This is a genomic window from Variovorax sp. W1I1 (assembly GCF_030815625.1).
GTDB lineage: Bacteria > Pseudomonadota > Gammaproteobacteria > Burkholderiales > Burkholderiaceae_C > Variovorax > Variovorax paradoxus_C.
Map to the genome: position 1 here is coordinate 3,383,418 of NZ_JAUSWZ010000001.1, position 15,279 is coordinate 3,398,696.

Genomic DNA, 15,279 nt, shown 5'->3' on the forward strand with positions numbered 1-15,279 from the left:
GGCGCATTCGGCAAACGAGGGAGGCGATGCACCTCAGACCGCGAACAGCGAATCCAGGTTCGCGAACGACTTCATCTCGATCGCATTGCCCGAGGGGTCGAGAAAGAACATCGTCGCCTGCTCGCCCGGCTCGCCCTTGAAGCGGATGTAGGGCTCGATCACGAACTTCGTGCCGCGGGCGACGAGCTTGTCGGCCATGGCCTGCCATTTGTCCATCGGCAGGATCGCGCCGAAGTGGCGCACCGGCACGTCGTGGCCGTCCACCGCGCTCAGGGCCTTGTGGCCGCACTCGTCGGGCGCGAGGTGCGCCACGATCTGGTGCCCGTAGAAATCGAAATCCACCCACTGCGGCGCACTGCGCCCTTCCGGACATCCGAGCAGCTCGCCGTAGAACGCGCGGGCCTCGGCGATGTCGCGAACGGGGAAAGCCAGGTGAAAAGGGATGCGTGTGTCGTGGGTGCTCATGGGATTCGCCGCATTGGCGCTCAGTGGAAGAGGTCGAAATACCCGGACTTTAGGGAACGAGCCTCATAGGCGAAAGCGATATATTTCTTCGCTGAGTCCCGATAATTTTGATGAGTCAGACATGATCAACGAACTCCAGACCTTCATCACCGTCTGCCGCCACGGCACCTTTGCGGCAGCGGGCGAACGTATCGGCCTCACGCAATCGGCGGTCAGCAGCCAGATCAAGCGGCTCGAAGAGAGCCTCGGCTTCGCGCTCTTCGACAGGACGGGACGCTCCGCCACCTTGAATGCCGCAGGAGAGACGACGCTGGCGCGCGCCGAGGAAATCTGCGCCCTCTATGCCAAGCTCGGCGACGTGCCTGACGATGCCGCGAACCGCGGGCTGCTGCGCATCGGCGCCATCGCCTCGGCGCAGCCGACGCTGGTGGCGCGAGCGCTCGCCCGGCTGCGGCAGAGCCTGCCGCTGCTGCGGGTGCATGTTTCGCCCGGCGTGTCGATGCGGCTGATGGACGACCTCGATGCGGGCAGCATCGATGCGGCGGTGATCATCCGGCCCCCCTTCGGCCTCCTTCCCGAACTGGCGTGGCAGCCGCTGGTGCAGGAACCTTACGTGCTGATCGTGCCGGCGGGCACGCCCGCAAGGAAGGATTGGCGCACCCTGCTGCAGGAGCAACCGTTCCTGCGCTACGACCGCGCCTCGTTCGGCGGGCGGATGGTCGAGCGCTTCCTTCGGCGCGAAGGACTGCAGGTCAGCGACTCCGTCGAGGTGGACGAGATTCCTGCCCTCATCCACCTCGCGGCAAAAGGGCTGGGCGTCGGCCTCGTTCCGTTGGTCGAGGCGCACCTGCCGCTGCCGCCCGGCGTTCGCGCACTGCCGCTCGGCGAGCACACATTCCATCGCGAAGTCGGCCTGCTCCAGCGCAAGCCGCGAGCCGGGTCGCCGGTGGTCGCGCAGTTGGCGCAGTGCCTGGAAGAAGCGGTGAAAGTGCCCCGGGCGAGAAGATCTGGAAGGCCCGCCACTCGGTATTAACCATTAATGCGATGAAGGCTGGCTGACAGCCCCGGCTTCTACGATGGCAACTGCGGGCAGCACGGCACCGGGCTGCCGCCCTCTTTTTCCAGGAGACATCGTGAAGCCCCTTTCCCCTCTCTTCTCTCTCACCCGCCGCGCCGCGCTTCCACTCGTCGCGGCCCTCGTTCTCGCCGGCTGCGGCACTGTCCGCAACAACAAGCCAGCCACCGACGACATCCACGTCATGACCTCCGGCGGCTTCACCGCTGCCTACAACGACCTGCGCCCCGAGTTCGAGCGCAGCAGCGGACGCTCGGTGAAGACGGCGTACGGCGCCTCGATGGGGAACGCGCAAGACTCGATCCCGAGCCGCCTTGCGCGCAACGAGCCGGTCGACGTGGTGATCCTCGCGCGCCCCGCCCTCGACGACCTCGTCGCCAAGGGCAAGGTGGTGCCGGGCAGCCAGGTCGACCTCGTGCGCTCGGCCATCGGCTTCGCGGTGCGCAAGGGCGCGCCCAGGCCGGACATCAGCACCGTCGATGCGCTCAAGCGCACGCTGATCGCGGCGCCGTCGATCGCCTACTCGGCAAGCGCGAGCGGCACCTATTACGAGACCGAACTGCTCAAGAAGCTCGGCATCGAAGACCAGGTCAAACCCAAGAGCAAGCGCATCCTGAGCGAGCGCGTCGGCACCATCGTCGCGCGCGGCGATGCGGCGCTCGGCCTGCAGCAGGTGAGCGAGCTGCTGCCGATCGCCGGCATCGACTACATCGGCCCGTTGCCCGCCGAGGTGCAGCAGAACACAGTGTTCTCGGCCGGCATCGCCACCGGGTCGAAACAGCCGGATGCGGCGCGGCAGTTGATCCGCTACCTGAACTCGTCGGCCGCCGCGCCCACCATCGCCAAGACCGGCCTGGAGCCGCTCACGGCGCGCTGACCCTGCCGCCGGCGGCGCTCGCTCACTAGCTAGCTAGCTAGCTAGCGCGACTCGATCAGCGCCTTCACCCGCCGCGCGAGCACATCCATCTCGAACGGCTTGGTCATCACATGCATGCCGCGGTCGAGATGGCCGTGGCTCAGCACCGCGTTCTCCGCGTAGCCGGTGATGAACAGCACCTTGAGTCCCGGCCGCGCGGTGCGCGCCGCGTCGGCGACCTGCCGGCCGTTCATGCCGCCGGGCAGACCCACGTCGCTCACCAGCAGGTCGATGCGCTGGCGCGGCGACTGCAGGATGCGCAGCGCGCCCGCGCCGTCGGCGGCCTCCAGCGTGGCGTAGCCGAGGCCCCGCATCACCTCCACGATGATCATGCGCAGCGCGGGCTCGTCGTCCACCACCAGCACCGTGTCACCCTGGTCGGCGCGCGGGGCCAGCGTGGCTTCCACCGGTTCGCTCGCGGCCTCTTCCTGCTCGTCGTGGCGCGGCAGGTAGAGGCTGACCGACGTGCCCTTGCCCAGCTCCGAATAGATGCGCACCTGTCCGCCCGACTGCTTGGCGAAGCCGTAGATCATCGACAGGCCCAGGCCCGTGCCCATGCCGATCGGCTTGGTCGTGAAGAAGGGATCGAAGGCCCGCGCCACCACCTCGGGTGTCATGCCCACGCCGTTGTCGCTGACGGTGAGCGACACGTACTGGCCGGTGGGCATGTCGCGCTCCTGCGCGGTGCGCACATCGACCCAGCGGTTGGCGGTCTCGATCACCAGCTTGCCGCCCTCGGGCATGGCGTCGCGCGCGTTGATGCACAGGTTGAGCAGCGCGTTCTCGAGTTGGCTCGGATCGGCATGCACGTTCCACAGGCCCACCGCCGCGACCACCTCGAGCGAAATCTGCGGGCCGAGCGTGCGGCGCAGCAGCTCTTCCATGTCGGAGACCAGCCGGTTGGCATTGAGCGGCTTGGGCTCCAGCGTCTGGCGCCGCGAGAACGCGAGCAGCCGGTGCGTGAGCGCCGCCGCGCGCTTGACCGCGCCCTGCGCCACGCCGATGTAGCGCTCCATCTCGGCGGGCTTGCCGTCGAGCCCGCGCCGGCGCATGAGCTCCAGGCTGCCGCTGATGGCGGCCAACAGGTTGTTGAAGTCGTGCGCGAGCCCGCCGGTGAGCTGGCCCACGGCCTCCAGCTTCTGGCTCTGGCGCAGTTGCTCGCGCGCGGCCTCCAGTTCGGCGGCGCGCTCCTCGACCTGCCGCTCCAGCGACTCGGCAAAGGCCTGCAGTTCGATCTGCGCCTCGCGCCGCGCGATGGCCGAGCGCACCCGGTCGCCGGTCTCGCGCACGAAGTCGAGTTCGTCGCGCGTCCACTCGCGCGCCTGCCCATGGTTGAGGTACAGCAGCCCCACCAGCCCGCCGCGCTCGGTGAGCGGCATGTTGACCACCGCGCGCGCAGTGATGGCGTCCAGCGCATCGGCGTTGTCGCGGGTGCGCGGGTCGAGCCGCGCATCGGCGAAGGCCACCGTCACGCCGCGCAGCAGGTCCTCGATGTAGGAGCCGTAGTCGCGAAAGTGCAGCAGCCCCGCGAGGCTGGCGACGCCGGGCGCGGTCCAGTCGCGGTCGATCGAGATCGTCTCGGCCGCCTTGTCCACCAGCCCGTAGCCCGCGCGGTCCACGCCCAGCCGCTGGCCCAGCATGGCCGAGGCCACGTAGGCGATCTCGGCGGGGTCGTCGATGTCGCGGATGCGGTCGCCCAGTTCCATGAGCGCAAGCCGCCGCGACTCCGCCTCGCGGAAAGTCTCGTTGGCCACCTGCAACTGGAACTCGGCCACGCGCTTGGCGCGCCGGTCGGCCGCCTCCTGCAGGGCGCGCTCCAGCACCACCGGCAGCCGCGCGAGGCGCCCCTTGCTCACATAGTCGGTCGCGCCGCGCTTGAGCAGTTCGACCGCGTTGTCCTCGCCGATGACGCCCGAGACGAAGACGAAGGGCGTCTCGGGCGCCACGCGCTGCGCGATCGCGAGCGCCTCCGCGCCGGAGAAGCCGGGCAGTTCGTAGTCCGACAGGATCAGCGCATGGCTGCGCTCGCCCAGCGCCGCGACGAAGCCGCGCTCGTCGCGCACCACATGCGTCCGCGCCTGCGGCAGCGCGGCGGAAAGGGCCTCGCCCAGGAGTTCGACGTCGAAACGCGAGTCCTCCAGGATCAGAACGTCGATCGGTACGGGCGCCGCGGCGCCGGCTGCATCCGGGGCGTTCACCGCGTCCGCCATGTTCGCCATGTCCATATCGTCCAGCACGCTCGCGACGCCCGGCTTATTCATGTCGGCGCGTCGCCTTCAAGGAACCGGGCGGCGGCTCGTTGAGCACCGCCCAGAAGACGCCCAGCTCGGCGATGGCCGAGACGAACTGGTCGAACGCCACCGGCTTCACCACGTAGGCGTTCACGCCCAGCTCGTAGCTGCGCAGCACGTCCGACTCTTCCTGTGAGGAGGTGAGCATGACCACCGGAATGCTGCGCAGCGCCGCGTCGGCGCGCACCGCCTGCAGCACCTCCAGCCCGGTCACCTTGGGCAGCTTCAGGTCCAGCAGGATCACGGCCGGGTTGCCCTCGGAGCGCGCGGCGTGCTCGCCCTCGCGCCGCAGGTAGTCGAGCGCTTGCGCGCCGTCGCGCAGCACGATGACATCGTTCGCGAGCTGGCTGCGCTCCAGCGCGATGAGGGTGAGTTCCAGGTCTCGCTTGTCGTCCTCGACGAGCAGGATCGGCTTAAGCATGTTTTCCTCCGTTGTCTGGCGGCGTGCCCACCGCGTGTTCATTGCCCGGTTCCCGGTTCGGCAGGATGAAGCCGAAGGTCGCGCCCTCGCCCATCGCGCCCTTGGCCCAGACCGTCCCGCCATGGCGCTCGACGATCCGCTTCACGTTGGCCAGGCCGATGCCCGTGCCTTCGAATTCCTCGGCCTGGTGCAGCCGCTGGAACACGCCGAACAGCTTGTCGACGTACTTCATCTGGAAGCCCACGCCGTTGTCCTCGACCTCCAGCCCGCTGCCCAGGTCGCTGCGGATCGCGCGCACCGCAATGCGCTGCGGATCGCGGGTGCGCGAGTACTTCACCGCATTGGCCAGCAGGTTGCGAACGGCCACCTGCAGCAGCAGCGGATCGGCGTAGAGCGTCGGCAGTCCGGGGTCGACTTGCCACTCGATGCGGCGCGCCGGCTCCAGCCGCGCCAGTTCGCGCACCAGGCCTTCGACCAGCGATTCGGTGTCGACCATGCGCTGCTTCAGCGCGGCGCGGCCCATGCGCGAAAAATCGAGCAGCGCATCGACCATCTGACCCGCGAAGGCGGCCGCGTCCTTGACGTGGCCGAGATAGCGGTGCGCGCGTTCGCTCAGCTGCTTGCCTTCGGTCTGCGCGACGAGATCGACATACCCGGCGATGTGCCGCATCGGCGCGCGCAGGTCGTGCGAGACGGTGTACGAAAAGGCTTCGAGTTCCTTGTTGACGCGGCCGAGCTCGGTGGCCACGGCCGCCAGTTCTTCCGCGCGGCGCAGCACCACGCCGATGAGCGCCTGGCGCAGTTCCACCGCCGCGCCCACTTCGGCCGGCGTCCAGGCCGCCGACCGGCCGCGCACCTCCTCGACCCAACTGGAGAAGCTGATGCGCGGGTGGATGCGCCCGCTGGCCGCGGCCTTGGGCTTCTTCGGATCGCCAGCCCACTGGATCGTCTGCACGATCTCGGGCCGGAACCACAGGATGAGGTGCCGGTGCACCTGCGAGATCGAGATCGCGAGCACGCCGGCCGCCACCTCGCGGAACTCGTTCGCGGGTGCGAAGTGCGCGGGCAGCTCGCTGCTCTCGTAGACCTCGGTGCCGAGCCCGGCGATCCAGCTCGCCAGCTCCTGCACCTGCGCGCGCGCGGGCACGTCGCCCACGCTCCAGACCTCGTCGTCCAGCACCACGGCCGCGCCGGTGGCGCGTGCCAGCCGCAGCATGAGCGACGACTCCGCCACCAGCCGCTGCAGCGTTGCGTCGCTGTCCGCGAGGTGCGAGACGATCTGCAGCGTGAGCTGGCGCAGCTCCAGCCGCTCGGCCACCGCGACGTTGCTCTCCTTCGACTGGATCTGCAGCGACAGCAGTTGCCCCAGGTGCTCGCACGCCAGGCGGGTGCCGGGGTCCAGAAAGCGCGGCTGGTGGTCGTGGCACGAGATCAGCCCCCACAGCCGCCCGTCGATCACGATCGACACCGACATGGACGCGAGCGTGCCCATGTTGCGCATGTACTCGAGGTGGATGGGCGACACGCTGCGCAACTGCGCCTGCGAGAGGTCGAGGTCGGCCGCGGTGAGCGCCGGGTCGGCGGCACGCAGCGGCACCGGCGTGTAGGTGGCATCGGCGATCAGCCGGAAGTGGTTGACCAGGTACAGCGCACGTGCCTGCTGCGGAATGTCGGAAGCCGGAAAGCGGTGGCCGGTGTAGCTGTCGTAGCCGGGGTCGGCCTCCTCGGCCAGCACCTCGCCATGGCCGGCCGCATCGAAGCGGTAGATCAGGCACCGGCCGAAGCCGGTCAGGCGCTTCATCTCGGCCGCGGTCAGCTGCGTGAGCTGCTCGAGCGTTCCCGCTTCCTGCAGCTTCGGCAGGAAGACGCGCCCGAGCGAGTAGATCGGCGCCTCGTTGCCGGCGGCGGGCAACGCGGCCTCGAACTCGGCGAAGAGATGGCGGTCGCTGCGGTGCGCGGCCACGTCGAGGGTCTCTCCCGCCACGCGCAGCGCGCCGAGCGACACGGGCGTCGCGCCCGGCTCGAGCGCGGGCAGCACCAGCCCGCGAAGGACCTGCTGCGCGGCATCGAGTTGGCCGTCGGGCCAGTTGTCGCTCCAGGCGACGAGGTCGAGGGAATCGGGTTCCAGCACCAGCATCCGGCCGTGCGGCTGGATCGATCCGGGAACGCGGATGGGCTCGAGGTCGCAGGACGACAGGTCGACCTCGGGCGGCCGCAAGGCGTGGGGGGTGGGGGTGGTCGCGTGAGGCTGGGGCACGTTCAATCGGCGCGTGCGGCGGCGCGCTGGGTCCGGGAAAAGAATCTGAAGAAACGGGTGGCGGGGATCATGCCTCGGCGTCCTCTGGGATCTCGTCGGCCGTTTCCTACAAGCCCTGCAATCCGAAGCGGGGCATGAGGCTGCGAAAACCCGCGACCGCACCGCGGCGGGCCGCGTCGATGGCCAACGGGTCCGCCAGCGCGGCACCGAGCTGGGCGACGAATTCCTTCCATTGCGCCGCAAGCCCGCCGGGCGCATCCACCGGCTGGAAGTACCGCAGCGGATGCGGTGCGAGGCGCGCACCGAGCCGCTTGTGCATCGCCATGCCGCCGAGCTGGGAGCCTTCGAGCACATAGGCCAGGCCCCAGGCGAAGGCGGGGTCGCGTACGGCTTCCTCGGCCAGCCGGGGGGTCGTGTCCAAAGCGCTCTCTTGCTCGCTGGTGTTCGATGCCCCGAGATCGTCGAGATCGAGCACCAACGCAGCGAGCCGCCGGTCGGTGCGCCGGGCGATGCGTTCGAGGCCCGGCACGCCGGAGGCTGCGAGCGCATCGCGCACCGCCTGCAACCAGGGCCGAAGGGCGCGCAGGTGCCCCGCATAGTCGGCCAGCGATGCATCGTCCCGCGCGATCGGCAGGCGGCTGTCCAGCGCCTCGTGCAGCGCGTGGGTGGCGGTGCGCAGCGGGCGAAGGACGTCGGCGATATCGGGCGGGTTGGTCGTCATGAAGCAGGCGAAACGGCAAGTCGGAGGGACCGAGGCGGATGCTCGATCCGGGGTAGACCGAGCCTACGCAATTGCCGCGCGGCGCCGGTGGGCGCGCTTCCCTTTCTCCAGTAGGAAATCCGGCCGGGCCCCACGTAAACTGGCCGCCGCCTCTGCCTCGCCCTCCTCCCCTTTCCTCCGACTTTTCCTGGAAGAACGCACGCCATGACCCAGCCCCAGCCTTCCCCCGCCCTTGTCTCCGCCTTCGCGCCCAGCGGCACGCTGCGCGCGTCCATCAACCTCGGCAATCCGATCCTCGCCAACAAAGACGCCGCGAGCGGCGAGCCGGTGGGCGTATCGATCGATCTCGCACGCGAGTTCGCGCGCCGGCTCGGCGTGAGTGTCGAACTCGTGGTGTTCGAGAAGGCTGCGGCCTCGGTCGATGCGGTGAAGAACGAGAAGGCCGACATCGGCTTCTTCGCCGTCGACCCGGCCCGCAGCGAAGGCCTGCGCTTCACCGCGCCCTATGTGCTGATCGAGGGCAGCTACCTCGTGCCCGAATCGTCCGCGCTGACCGACAACGCGCAGGTCGATGCGCCGGGCCACCGCATCTCGGTCGGCTCGGGCAGCGCCTACGACCTGTTCCTCACGCGCGAAATCAAGCAGGCCGAGATCGTGCGGCTGCAAGGCGCCGGGCCCGCACTGGCTGCAGTGCGGTCAGGTGAAGTCGAAGTGGCGGCCGGCATTCGCCAACTGCTCGAAGGCGAAGCGGCACGCGCACCGGGCGTGCGTGTGCTGCCGGGGCGCTTCATGGTGATCCAGCAAGCCATGGGCACCCCGGCGAGCCGCGGCGCCGCGGCGCAGGCGCTGCTTGCGGCGTTTGTCGAGGAGATGAAGGCAAGCGGGTTTGTGGCCGATGCGCTCAAGCGCCACCGGATCGAAGGTGCGATCGTCGCGCCATAGTTTTGCGGGCGACTGTCCGGGTTCAGGGGCGTGTGTTCAGGGCGGGTGCACAGGCCACCGGGTACTCCCCTCCGCGAATGTCCCCCGGGGCTGCGCCCCTCCTCCTTGATTTCGCTGCGGGGAGCACCCGATGCCCTGCGCACTTGGACGCGCTGCTGGTGTACGGCTGATCAACGACTGCTCTGAAAAAGAGCACGCCGATGGGGTGCCTTGCGCAGCGAAATCAAGGAGGAGGCCGCAGGCCGGGGGACATTCGCGGAGCAAGGTACCCCGTCGGCGTGATCGCCGCCCTGAACTGACCGAACCAAAGCGCAAGCCGTCAGAGCTTGAACGCTTCCACCGGCCCCTGCGAATAGAACAGGAAGTACCCGGTCTCCGTCCTGAAGCTGTTCTTCTGCCACCCCGGCGGCACCTTGAAGATCGCGAGTTGGTCGCTCGACACGCCGACGAACTTCGTGTTCTCGCTGTCGGTGGTGATCTTGGTCCAGCGCTCGCGCGTCACCGGCTGCATCTGCATCTTGGGTTCGCTCCACTCGGGCGTGCGCACCTTGTCGCGCATGATGTAGCGGTCGCCCCGGCGCTCGATCTTCACGACTTCCTTGAGCGCGCCGTTCTTCTTGATGGCGTAGACGCCGACCAGCTCGGCCTCGGGTCCGCCGCCCGCGCCGCAGCCGGCCAGCAGCGAGACGCAGGCGCCCGCCACGATGTACTTGAACAGGTTTTTCATGATGGTCATGGTGTGAGGCATGAGCCGCCGGACGCGCCCGAAAAGGTGCGCCCGGCTGGCTTCACGCGTGGGTCAGATGTGAATCACGAGGCTCGGTCAGCGCTTGTCGTTCTCGCGCAGCTTCAGACTGCCCTGGAAGCGCAGTGCATGCGGGTACTCTTCCTTCTCGCCCGCATCCACCGCCGCCATCTTCTGCTGGCTCAGGTCCGTCTTGGCGAGCAGCGGCGCCGGCAGGTTCAGCACGCCCTTGATCTGGTCGTACTGCGCCTGCGTGATGCGGCCCACGCTCAGCAGGCGGAACGCGTCGCGCTCGATGTTCAGCAAGAGCGGCTTGTTGGCCGCGAAGTTCTGCACCTTGGCCAAGAGGTCGCTCCACGACTGCGCGCTGTAGTTGCTCACGTAGTAGTCCTGTCCGGTCGGCCCGGCCAGCACCGCCGTGCAACCCGGCAGCTCGAGCTGCACCGCGTTGTTGGACATCACGAAGGTCTTGCGCTGCTCCATCGAATTGCCATACGCCAGCGTGACGGGGATGGTCCACGTCGAGGCCGGGAACTGGTTCTGGTTGGGGAACGATTCCTGGCTGATGTTCACGTAGGTGCGGTCGCCGGCGCATTGCGCGTCCACCGTCAGGAGCGGAATCCCCGTCTGGCGGATGAGGCTGTCGCCGATGTCGCTCACCTTCTTGTCGGTGACCTTCTCCAGCGAACTCCAGAGGCGCGACGGCGTGACGTTGCCGTACGCGTAGTCCTTCAGGTAGATCTGCAGGCCCTTCTGCATCGCCTCTTCGCCTATGTAGTTCTGGATAGTCTCCAGCACATGGCTGCCCTTGTTGTAGACGAAGATCGACGGGCTGATGAAGCCGAAGGAGCCCGCATCGTTCAGGTTGCGCTGCACCGGAACGGCGGTGTTCTTCAGGTCGGCCACGATCACGTTGTGCTTGTCCAGCACGTAGTCCGAGAAGCTGTAGTACTCGGGGTGGAACTTGATGGTGGTGCGCCTTTCGAACCAGCGCGCGAACGATTCGTTGAGCCACACGTTGTCCCACCAGTCGAGCGTGACCAGGTCACCGAACCACTGGTGCGCCACTTCGTGCGTTACCACAGTCACCGAGTACAGCGTGGGCTTGTCGCCCGGCTTGGTCAGCACCGAATCGGCAAACTCGAAGATGGAGCCCCAGTTCTCCATGCCGCCGAAGCCGGTGTTCGGCTTGTTGTTGTAGCTGTCGTTGGCAGCGACCGTGTCGAACTTCTTGAAGGGCAGCGGGATGCCGGTGTACTTGTAGTAGTAGTCCATCGACACCTTGGTCCACTCCATCGCGAACTTGGCCCAGTCGGAGCGGCCCGGCGGCGTGAACCAGCGAAGCGGCATGTCGCTGCCATCGAGCGGATTCTTGAAGGTGTCGGCCAGGATGTCGAACTTGCCGCCGCCGAAGAAGGTGAGATACATCGGCATCGAAGGCGTCTTCTCGAACGACACCTGCTGGTAGCCGTCGGGCAGCTTCACCGCCGACTTCTGCGCGCCGTTCGAGACCGTCTTCCAGTCGCCTGGCACTTCGGCCGAGATCTCGAAGGTGTGGCGGAAGGCCGGCTCGTCCCAGCCCGGGAACCACTGCCGCGCATAGTTGGTTTCGCCCTGCGTCACGATGGCATCGCTGCTCACCCCTTCGGGCGTGGAGAGGCCCACCTTGAAGATGCCGGTGGCGGCCGAGCAGAACGGGTTGCGCGCCATTTCGGCGGGTGGGCAGTACTCCGCATCGGAGAACTGGATCTTGCCGTCCCATTCCATGTGCAGCAGGTACTTGCCCTTGGCGATCTGGCCGTCGTTCAAACGCAGCTGCACGAAGTCGCCGAGCGTCTGAGGCGTGGGGATCAGCGGGATCGCCTCGCCCGGGTTCGACACCTTGCGCAGCGTGGTGCGGCCCTTGGCGAAGTTGAGGTTGTGTGCAGCGACCACGATCGCATCGACGGGCTTGAGCACTTCGATCTCCACGTCGCCGCGGCCCACGAACGTCTTGAGCGCCGCATCGGGACGGAACCACAGCTTGTAGTTGCTCGGCCAGACGGTGTCGGGCAATTCCATCGGCTTGGCGGACTTGTCGACCGCGGACACGGCGGCCGGTGCCGGCAGGCCGTCGTCCGGTGTCTTGCCTGCGCTGTCGGATGCCGGGCCGGAGGTGATCGGGCCCGACAGGCCGACACCCGAACCGCCACCGAACGAAGGGCCGCTGTCTCCGCCACCGCCGCAAGCCGTGAGAACGGCAAGGGTCACTGCGGTGATGGCAAGATGATTCACGAGGGAGTAGTTGAGTTTTTTCATGATCGCCTTTTGGTAAGGACATTTGCGCTGTCCTTGCATGCATCGGCGGGTAGCCGGTGATGCGCGGAGACGCGCGGTGATGGAAGAACGACTGACGCTGCGAACAGGCAGCACCGCACCCTCCCGGCGAACGACACGTTCGTCAGGACAAAACGGAACCACCGGAATTTTTCTTAAGTCGATGTGCTGCGTACAAGCGAATGCACGTGCGACACCAAGCCACGCTGCAAGCTATGCAGGCGGCCCGAGGATGCGGGGGGTGATGGCTTCCATTCCCGTCGGATCGCGGGTGGATGGGATGCGGGGGGAGCGGGCCTTAAGGCTTCTGTGTGCCTTAGTACCCGTGCATCGACGCTGGCCGTTCATGCGCAGCAGAAACGACACGCGTTGTGCTCGTCAGGATCAGAATTCTTGCGGCTCTTGTCGTTGATATCACGCGCATTCCCTCGTCCATTGAATGCGCTCAGTTGTAGCTGATCGAATGCGACAGCTCAACGACTCGCGGAACTTTTCGCTCTCAAAATGTTCGCGCCCGATAGGACGAATGGAGTCACCGCATTCAATGCGTGTCGTGCAATACGAAGTTGGTTTCGCAGATGCGGCACAAGCGCGGCGCGCGTACGAAAACTCGTAGTCATCGAGTGTGACGATGCAGCCACACTCCCGGCCTCAAGGCGATACAGGCGCTACAAAACCTGTGAATGCGCAGCGCTGGACGCCACGCGCGTGCGTTCGCGCAACCACAGCACGAAGCCGCAGCCGAACACGATGACCTGCGTACCTATCAGCAGCGCGAAACCTGCGAAGAAGCCCGATGCGGATGCAGCCGACGCAGTGGCTGTGCCCGATGCGGAAGAGCCATGCGACACCGCGCTGATCACGCCGCCCATCAACGCCGGCATGAAGCCCGCCACGAGGCTCCCTGCCCCGTTGGTCACGCCGAAGGCGCTCGCGGTGTGCTCGGGGCGCGAGCAGTATTGAATGGTGCTCGGGATCGCCGGGCTCTGCAGTCCCCAGAAGAAGTTGGCCGCAACGAGGCAGCACGCCGCCGCGTACGGATCGTGCGCGTTGATGGCCATCAGCACCGACAGCGCCACGCCCGCGCTCGCCCCCATGAAGATGAAGGGCACGTGTTCGCGTTCGATCTTGTCGATGACAACGCCGCTCACGAGCACGGCGAGCACCGTCGCGTATTGCGGCAACGAAGCGAGCCAGCCCATCTCGCGCAGCGAGAAGCCGCGCGCTTCATGCAGGTAGGTCGGCAACCAGTTGCTGCTGCCCCAGAGGTAAGCCAGCGCCGCCGATGTGAGCAAGGTGATGAGGAACAGGTGCCGCGTGTGGAGCGCGCCTTTCACGATCGCACCTACGCGCGCCATCGCCTCGCGGAGCGACGAAGGCCGCGCCGCGTCTTCCTTGCCGGGCGGCATGCGAACGAAAGCAAGCACCAGCGGAATGCCGAGCGCGATGTTCATGATGCCCAGCACATGGAACGAGGTGTCCCACTGGAACTGCGCGAGCAGGTAGCCCACCAGCGGATAGCCGACAGCCAGCCCGATGCCCGTGCCCATGTTCACCAGCGCGTTGGGCTTGCCGTTTTCGTGGCTCTGGAAGTGCGCCTTGATGTACGACGAAGCAAGCGAGAACAGCGGCCCCTCCGACACGCCCAGCAGCACGCGCGAAGCCAGCAGCAGGCCGTAGCTGTTGAACATCGGCGAGGCCCAGGTCACCACGCCCCACAGGATCAATCCGTAGATCAGGCTGCGCCGCACGCCGAAGAGCGCCGAGCAGAACGGTGTGAGCACGAAGGCCGACACGCCGTAGCCGAGCATGAACGCCGTCGCCAGCAGGCCCTGGCTCACGCGGTCGTTCGCCGCGAGGCCCACGTGGTTCAGGAACGCGGCGTCGGTGATCAGCACCGCGATGTTGATGCGGTCCACGTACGAGATCGCAACGATGGCGAACAGGGTGGCGACGCCGTACCAACGAAGGTGTTTGCTCTGCATGGGTGTTTGTTCGTGTTTGCTGCGACGTGCGTGCGCCTAGAACATGTGGCGCATGCCGAACTCGGTGCCGGTGGACGCTCGGTTCGGCGCGGTGATCGCGCCCGAGAGCGCTTGCGCGGCACCGTTGCTGTTGCTGATGCGTGCGATGGTCGCGTACAGCGCGGTGCGCTTCGAGAGGTTGTGCACGTAGCCGATGGCCAGCTTCGACGAGGTCGGCTTCAGCGCCGCGCCCGCGGGCTCCAGCCGGTAGCGCGCGTACGAAGCCTTGATCTCGCCGACGCCGATGGGCAGCTGGAAGCCGATGAGCGCGCCCTTCGCGTCGGTCGTGCCCTTCGACTCGGTGTACAGCTCGCTCGTGAGCTTCAGGTTCATGAGCGACGGACCGAAGGTGTAGGCCGCGCCGAGGTTGGTCACGCGCAGGTCGCCGCTGGCATAGCGCGTCTTGCCGGTGGCCAGTGCGATGTTGAGGCCGCCGTTCTGGTAGCCGAAGCGCAGGCCCGTGTGGTTGCCATCGCGCTTGTTCGACACCCGCGTGCCCGGCAGCACCGAGTTCGAATCGTTCTCGCCCATCGCGTACATCACCTGCCCGTAGAAGCCGCCGAGCGAGGCCGGCAGCAGGTAGCCGATGCTGTTCGATGCACGCGTGCCCGTCGGCGCGACGAGGCCGCCGAGGCCCGAGAAATAGATCTGGTTGGCACCGATGCCGCCGCCCGTGCCGAAGGGATCGAAGATGGCGGTGTTCCAGAACGCGGGCACGTAGTCGCGGCCCAGGCGCACTTCGCCGAACGAGCCGGCAAGGCTCACGGTCGAGCGGCGGTTGAAGCTCAGCACGCCCGCAGTGCCGTTGCCGCTCGCCTGGTTGTTCGAGTTCGAGGGAAAGCCCAGCGCGCTGTCGTTCTGCAGGCCCATCTCGAGCCAGAAGTTGGCCGAGTAGCCGCCGCCCAGGTCTTCGGTGCCGCGAAAGCCGAGGCGGCTGAACATGTTGCCGCTGTTGGAAAGCTGCGTCTTGTGGGCCGATCCGTCGCCGCTGCCGCGCGTGTAGGTGACGGCTGCATCGACCACGCCGAAGAGCGTGAGGGAAGATTGGGCCAGCGCTCCGCCAGCCGTGCTGGCCGCAGCCAGCGCGATCAAGTAGTTTTTCAAGG

At 67.2% G+C, this 15,279-nt stretch carries 12 protein-coding genes; 3 read left to right on the top strand and 9 right to left on the bottom strand.

Annotation, left to right across the window (positions count from 1 at the left end; translation table 11 throughout):
• Window positions 1-33: 33 nt before the first annotated feature.
• The gene (locus QFZ83_RS15830; RefSeq protein WP_257859331.1) at window positions 34-465 is read right to left on the bottom strand and encodes a VOC family protein; all 432 of its coding nucleotides are present in this window, start codon (window positions 463-465) and stop codon (window positions 34-36) included.
• A gap of 121 nt (window positions 466-586) precedes the next feature.
• Between QFZ83_RS15830 and QFZ83_RS15835 the strand changes: the two genes are divergently transcribed.
• Window positions 587-1,498, top strand: coding sequence for a LysR family transcriptional regulator (locus QFZ83_RS15835; protein WP_307507970.1), 912 nt, complete (start codon window positions 587-589; stop codon window positions 1,496-1,498).
• Between the two features lie 100 nt (window positions 1,499-1,598).
• Window positions 1,599-2,417, top strand: coding sequence for a substrate-binding domain-containing protein (locus tag QFZ83_RS15840; protein WP_307507972.1), 819 nt, complete (start codon window positions 1,599-1,601; stop codon window positions 2,415-2,417).
• Between the two features lie 41 nt (window positions 2,418-2,458).
• On the opposite strand, the gene QFZ83_RS15845 is transcribed toward QFZ83_RS15840, so the two are convergent.
• From QFZ83_RS15845 to QFZ83_RS15860, 4 genes are all read right to left on the bottom strand, one after another.
• Window positions 2,459-4,717 carry a response regulator gene (locus QFZ83_RS15845; protein ID WP_307507974.1) on the bottom strand — a complete coding sequence of 753 codons (2,259 nt, stop codon included), beginning with the start codon at window positions 4,715-4,717 and terminating at the stop codon, window positions 2,459-2,461.
• Complete coding sequence (locus tag QFZ83_RS15850; protein ID WP_013541985.1) at window positions 4,710-5,168, bottom strand: response regulator; 459 nt, start codon at window positions 5,166-5,168, stop codon at window positions 4,710-4,712. The genes QFZ83_RS15845 and QFZ83_RS15850 overlap by 8 nt, the downstream gene beginning before the upstream one ends.
• Window positions 5,161-7,425, bottom strand: a complete 2,265-nt coding sequence (locus QFZ83_RS15855; RefSeq protein WP_307507975.1) for an ATP-binding protein — start codon at window positions 7,423-7,425, stop codon at window positions 5,161-5,163. The genes QFZ83_RS15850 and QFZ83_RS15855 overlap by 8 nt, the downstream gene beginning before the upstream one ends.
• 106 nt (window positions 7,426-7,531) lie before the next feature.
• Window positions 7,532-8,146, bottom strand: coding sequence for a biliverdin-producing heme oxygenase (locus tag QFZ83_RS15860; protein ID WP_307507977.1), 615 nt, complete (start codon window positions 8,144-8,146; stop codon window positions 7,532-7,534).
• A gap of 204 nt (window positions 8,147-8,350) precedes the next feature.
• On the opposite strand from QFZ83_RS15860, the gene QFZ83_RS15865 reads away from it, so the two are divergent.
• On the top strand, window positions 8,351-9,088 hold the full coding sequence (locus QFZ83_RS15865; RefSeq protein WP_307507979.1) for a transporter substrate-binding domain-containing protein: 738 nt from the start codon (window positions 8,351-8,353) through the stop codon (window positions 9,086-9,088).
• Window positions 9,089-9,407: 319 nt separating this feature from the next.
• On the opposite strand, the gene QFZ83_RS15870 is transcribed toward QFZ83_RS15865, so the two are convergent.
• The 4 genes from QFZ83_RS15870 to QFZ83_RS15885 all read right to left on the bottom strand — a co-directional run bounded on the left by QFZ83_RS15870 (window position 9,408) and on the right by QFZ83_RS15885 (window position 15,277).
• Window positions 9,408-9,824, bottom strand: a complete 417-nt coding sequence (locus tag QFZ83_RS15870; protein ID WP_307507981.1) for a hypothetical protein — start codon at window positions 9,822-9,824, stop codon at window positions 9,408-9,410.
• An 87-nt stretch (window positions 9,825-9,911) separates the two neighbouring features.
• Complete coding sequence (locus tag QFZ83_RS15875) at window positions 9,912-12,131, bottom strand: M1 family metallopeptidase (RefSeq protein ID WP_307507983.1); 2,220 nt, start codon at window positions 12,129-12,131, stop codon at window positions 9,912-9,914.
• A 686-nt stretch (window positions 12,132-12,817) separates the two neighbouring features.
• On the bottom strand, window positions 12,818-14,134 hold the full coding sequence (locus tag QFZ83_RS15880; protein ID WP_307507984.1) for an MFS transporter: 1,317 nt from the start codon (window positions 14,132-14,134) through the stop codon (window positions 12,818-12,820).
• Window positions 14,135-14,170: 36 nt separating this feature from the next.
• Window positions 14,171-15,277 carry a porin gene (locus tag QFZ83_RS15885; RefSeq protein WP_307507986.1) on the bottom strand — a complete coding sequence of 369 codons (1,107 nt, stop codon included), beginning with the start codon at window positions 15,275-15,277 and terminating at the stop codon, window positions 14,171-14,173.
• Window positions 15,278-15,279 lie beyond the last annotated feature (2 nt).

Bases quoted from the DNA above. Each gene is read 5' to 3' on its own strand.
- QFZ83_RS15875 (WP_307507983.1), bottom strand. From the start codon at position 12,131: ATGAAAAAACTCAACTACTCCCTCGTGAATCATCTTGCCATCACCGCA.
- QFZ83_RS15835 (WP_307507970.1), top strand. From the start codon at position 587: ATGATCAACGAACTCCAGACCTTCATCACCGTCTGCCGCCACGGCACC.
- QFZ83_RS15860 (WP_307507977.1), bottom strand. From the start codon at position 8,146: ATGACGACCAACCCGCCCGATATCGCCGACGTCCTTCGCCCGCTGCGC.
- QFZ83_RS15880 (WP_307507984.1), bottom strand. From the start codon at position 14,134: ATGCAGAGCAAACACCTTCGTTGGTACGGCGTCGCCACCCTGTTCGCC.
- QFZ83_RS15850 (WP_013541985.1), bottom strand. From the start codon at position 5,168: ATGCTTAAGCCGATCCTGCTCGTCGAGGACGACAAGCGAGACCTGGAA.
- QFZ83_RS15845 (WP_307507974.1), bottom strand. From the start codon at position 4,717: ATGAATAAGCCGGGCGTCGCGAGCGTGCTGGACGATATGGACATGGCG.
- QFZ83_RS15865 (WP_307507979.1), top strand. From the start codon at position 8,351: ATGACCCAGCCCCAGCCTTCCCCCGCCCTTGTCTCCGCCTTCGCGCCC.
- QFZ83_RS15830 (WP_257859331.1), bottom strand. From the start codon at position 465: ATGAGCACCCACGACACACGCATCCCTTTTCACCTGGCTTTCCCCGTT.
- QFZ83_RS15870 (WP_307507981.1), bottom strand. From the start codon at position 9,824: ATGACCATCATGAAAAACCTGTTCAAGTACATCGTGGCGGGCGCCTGC.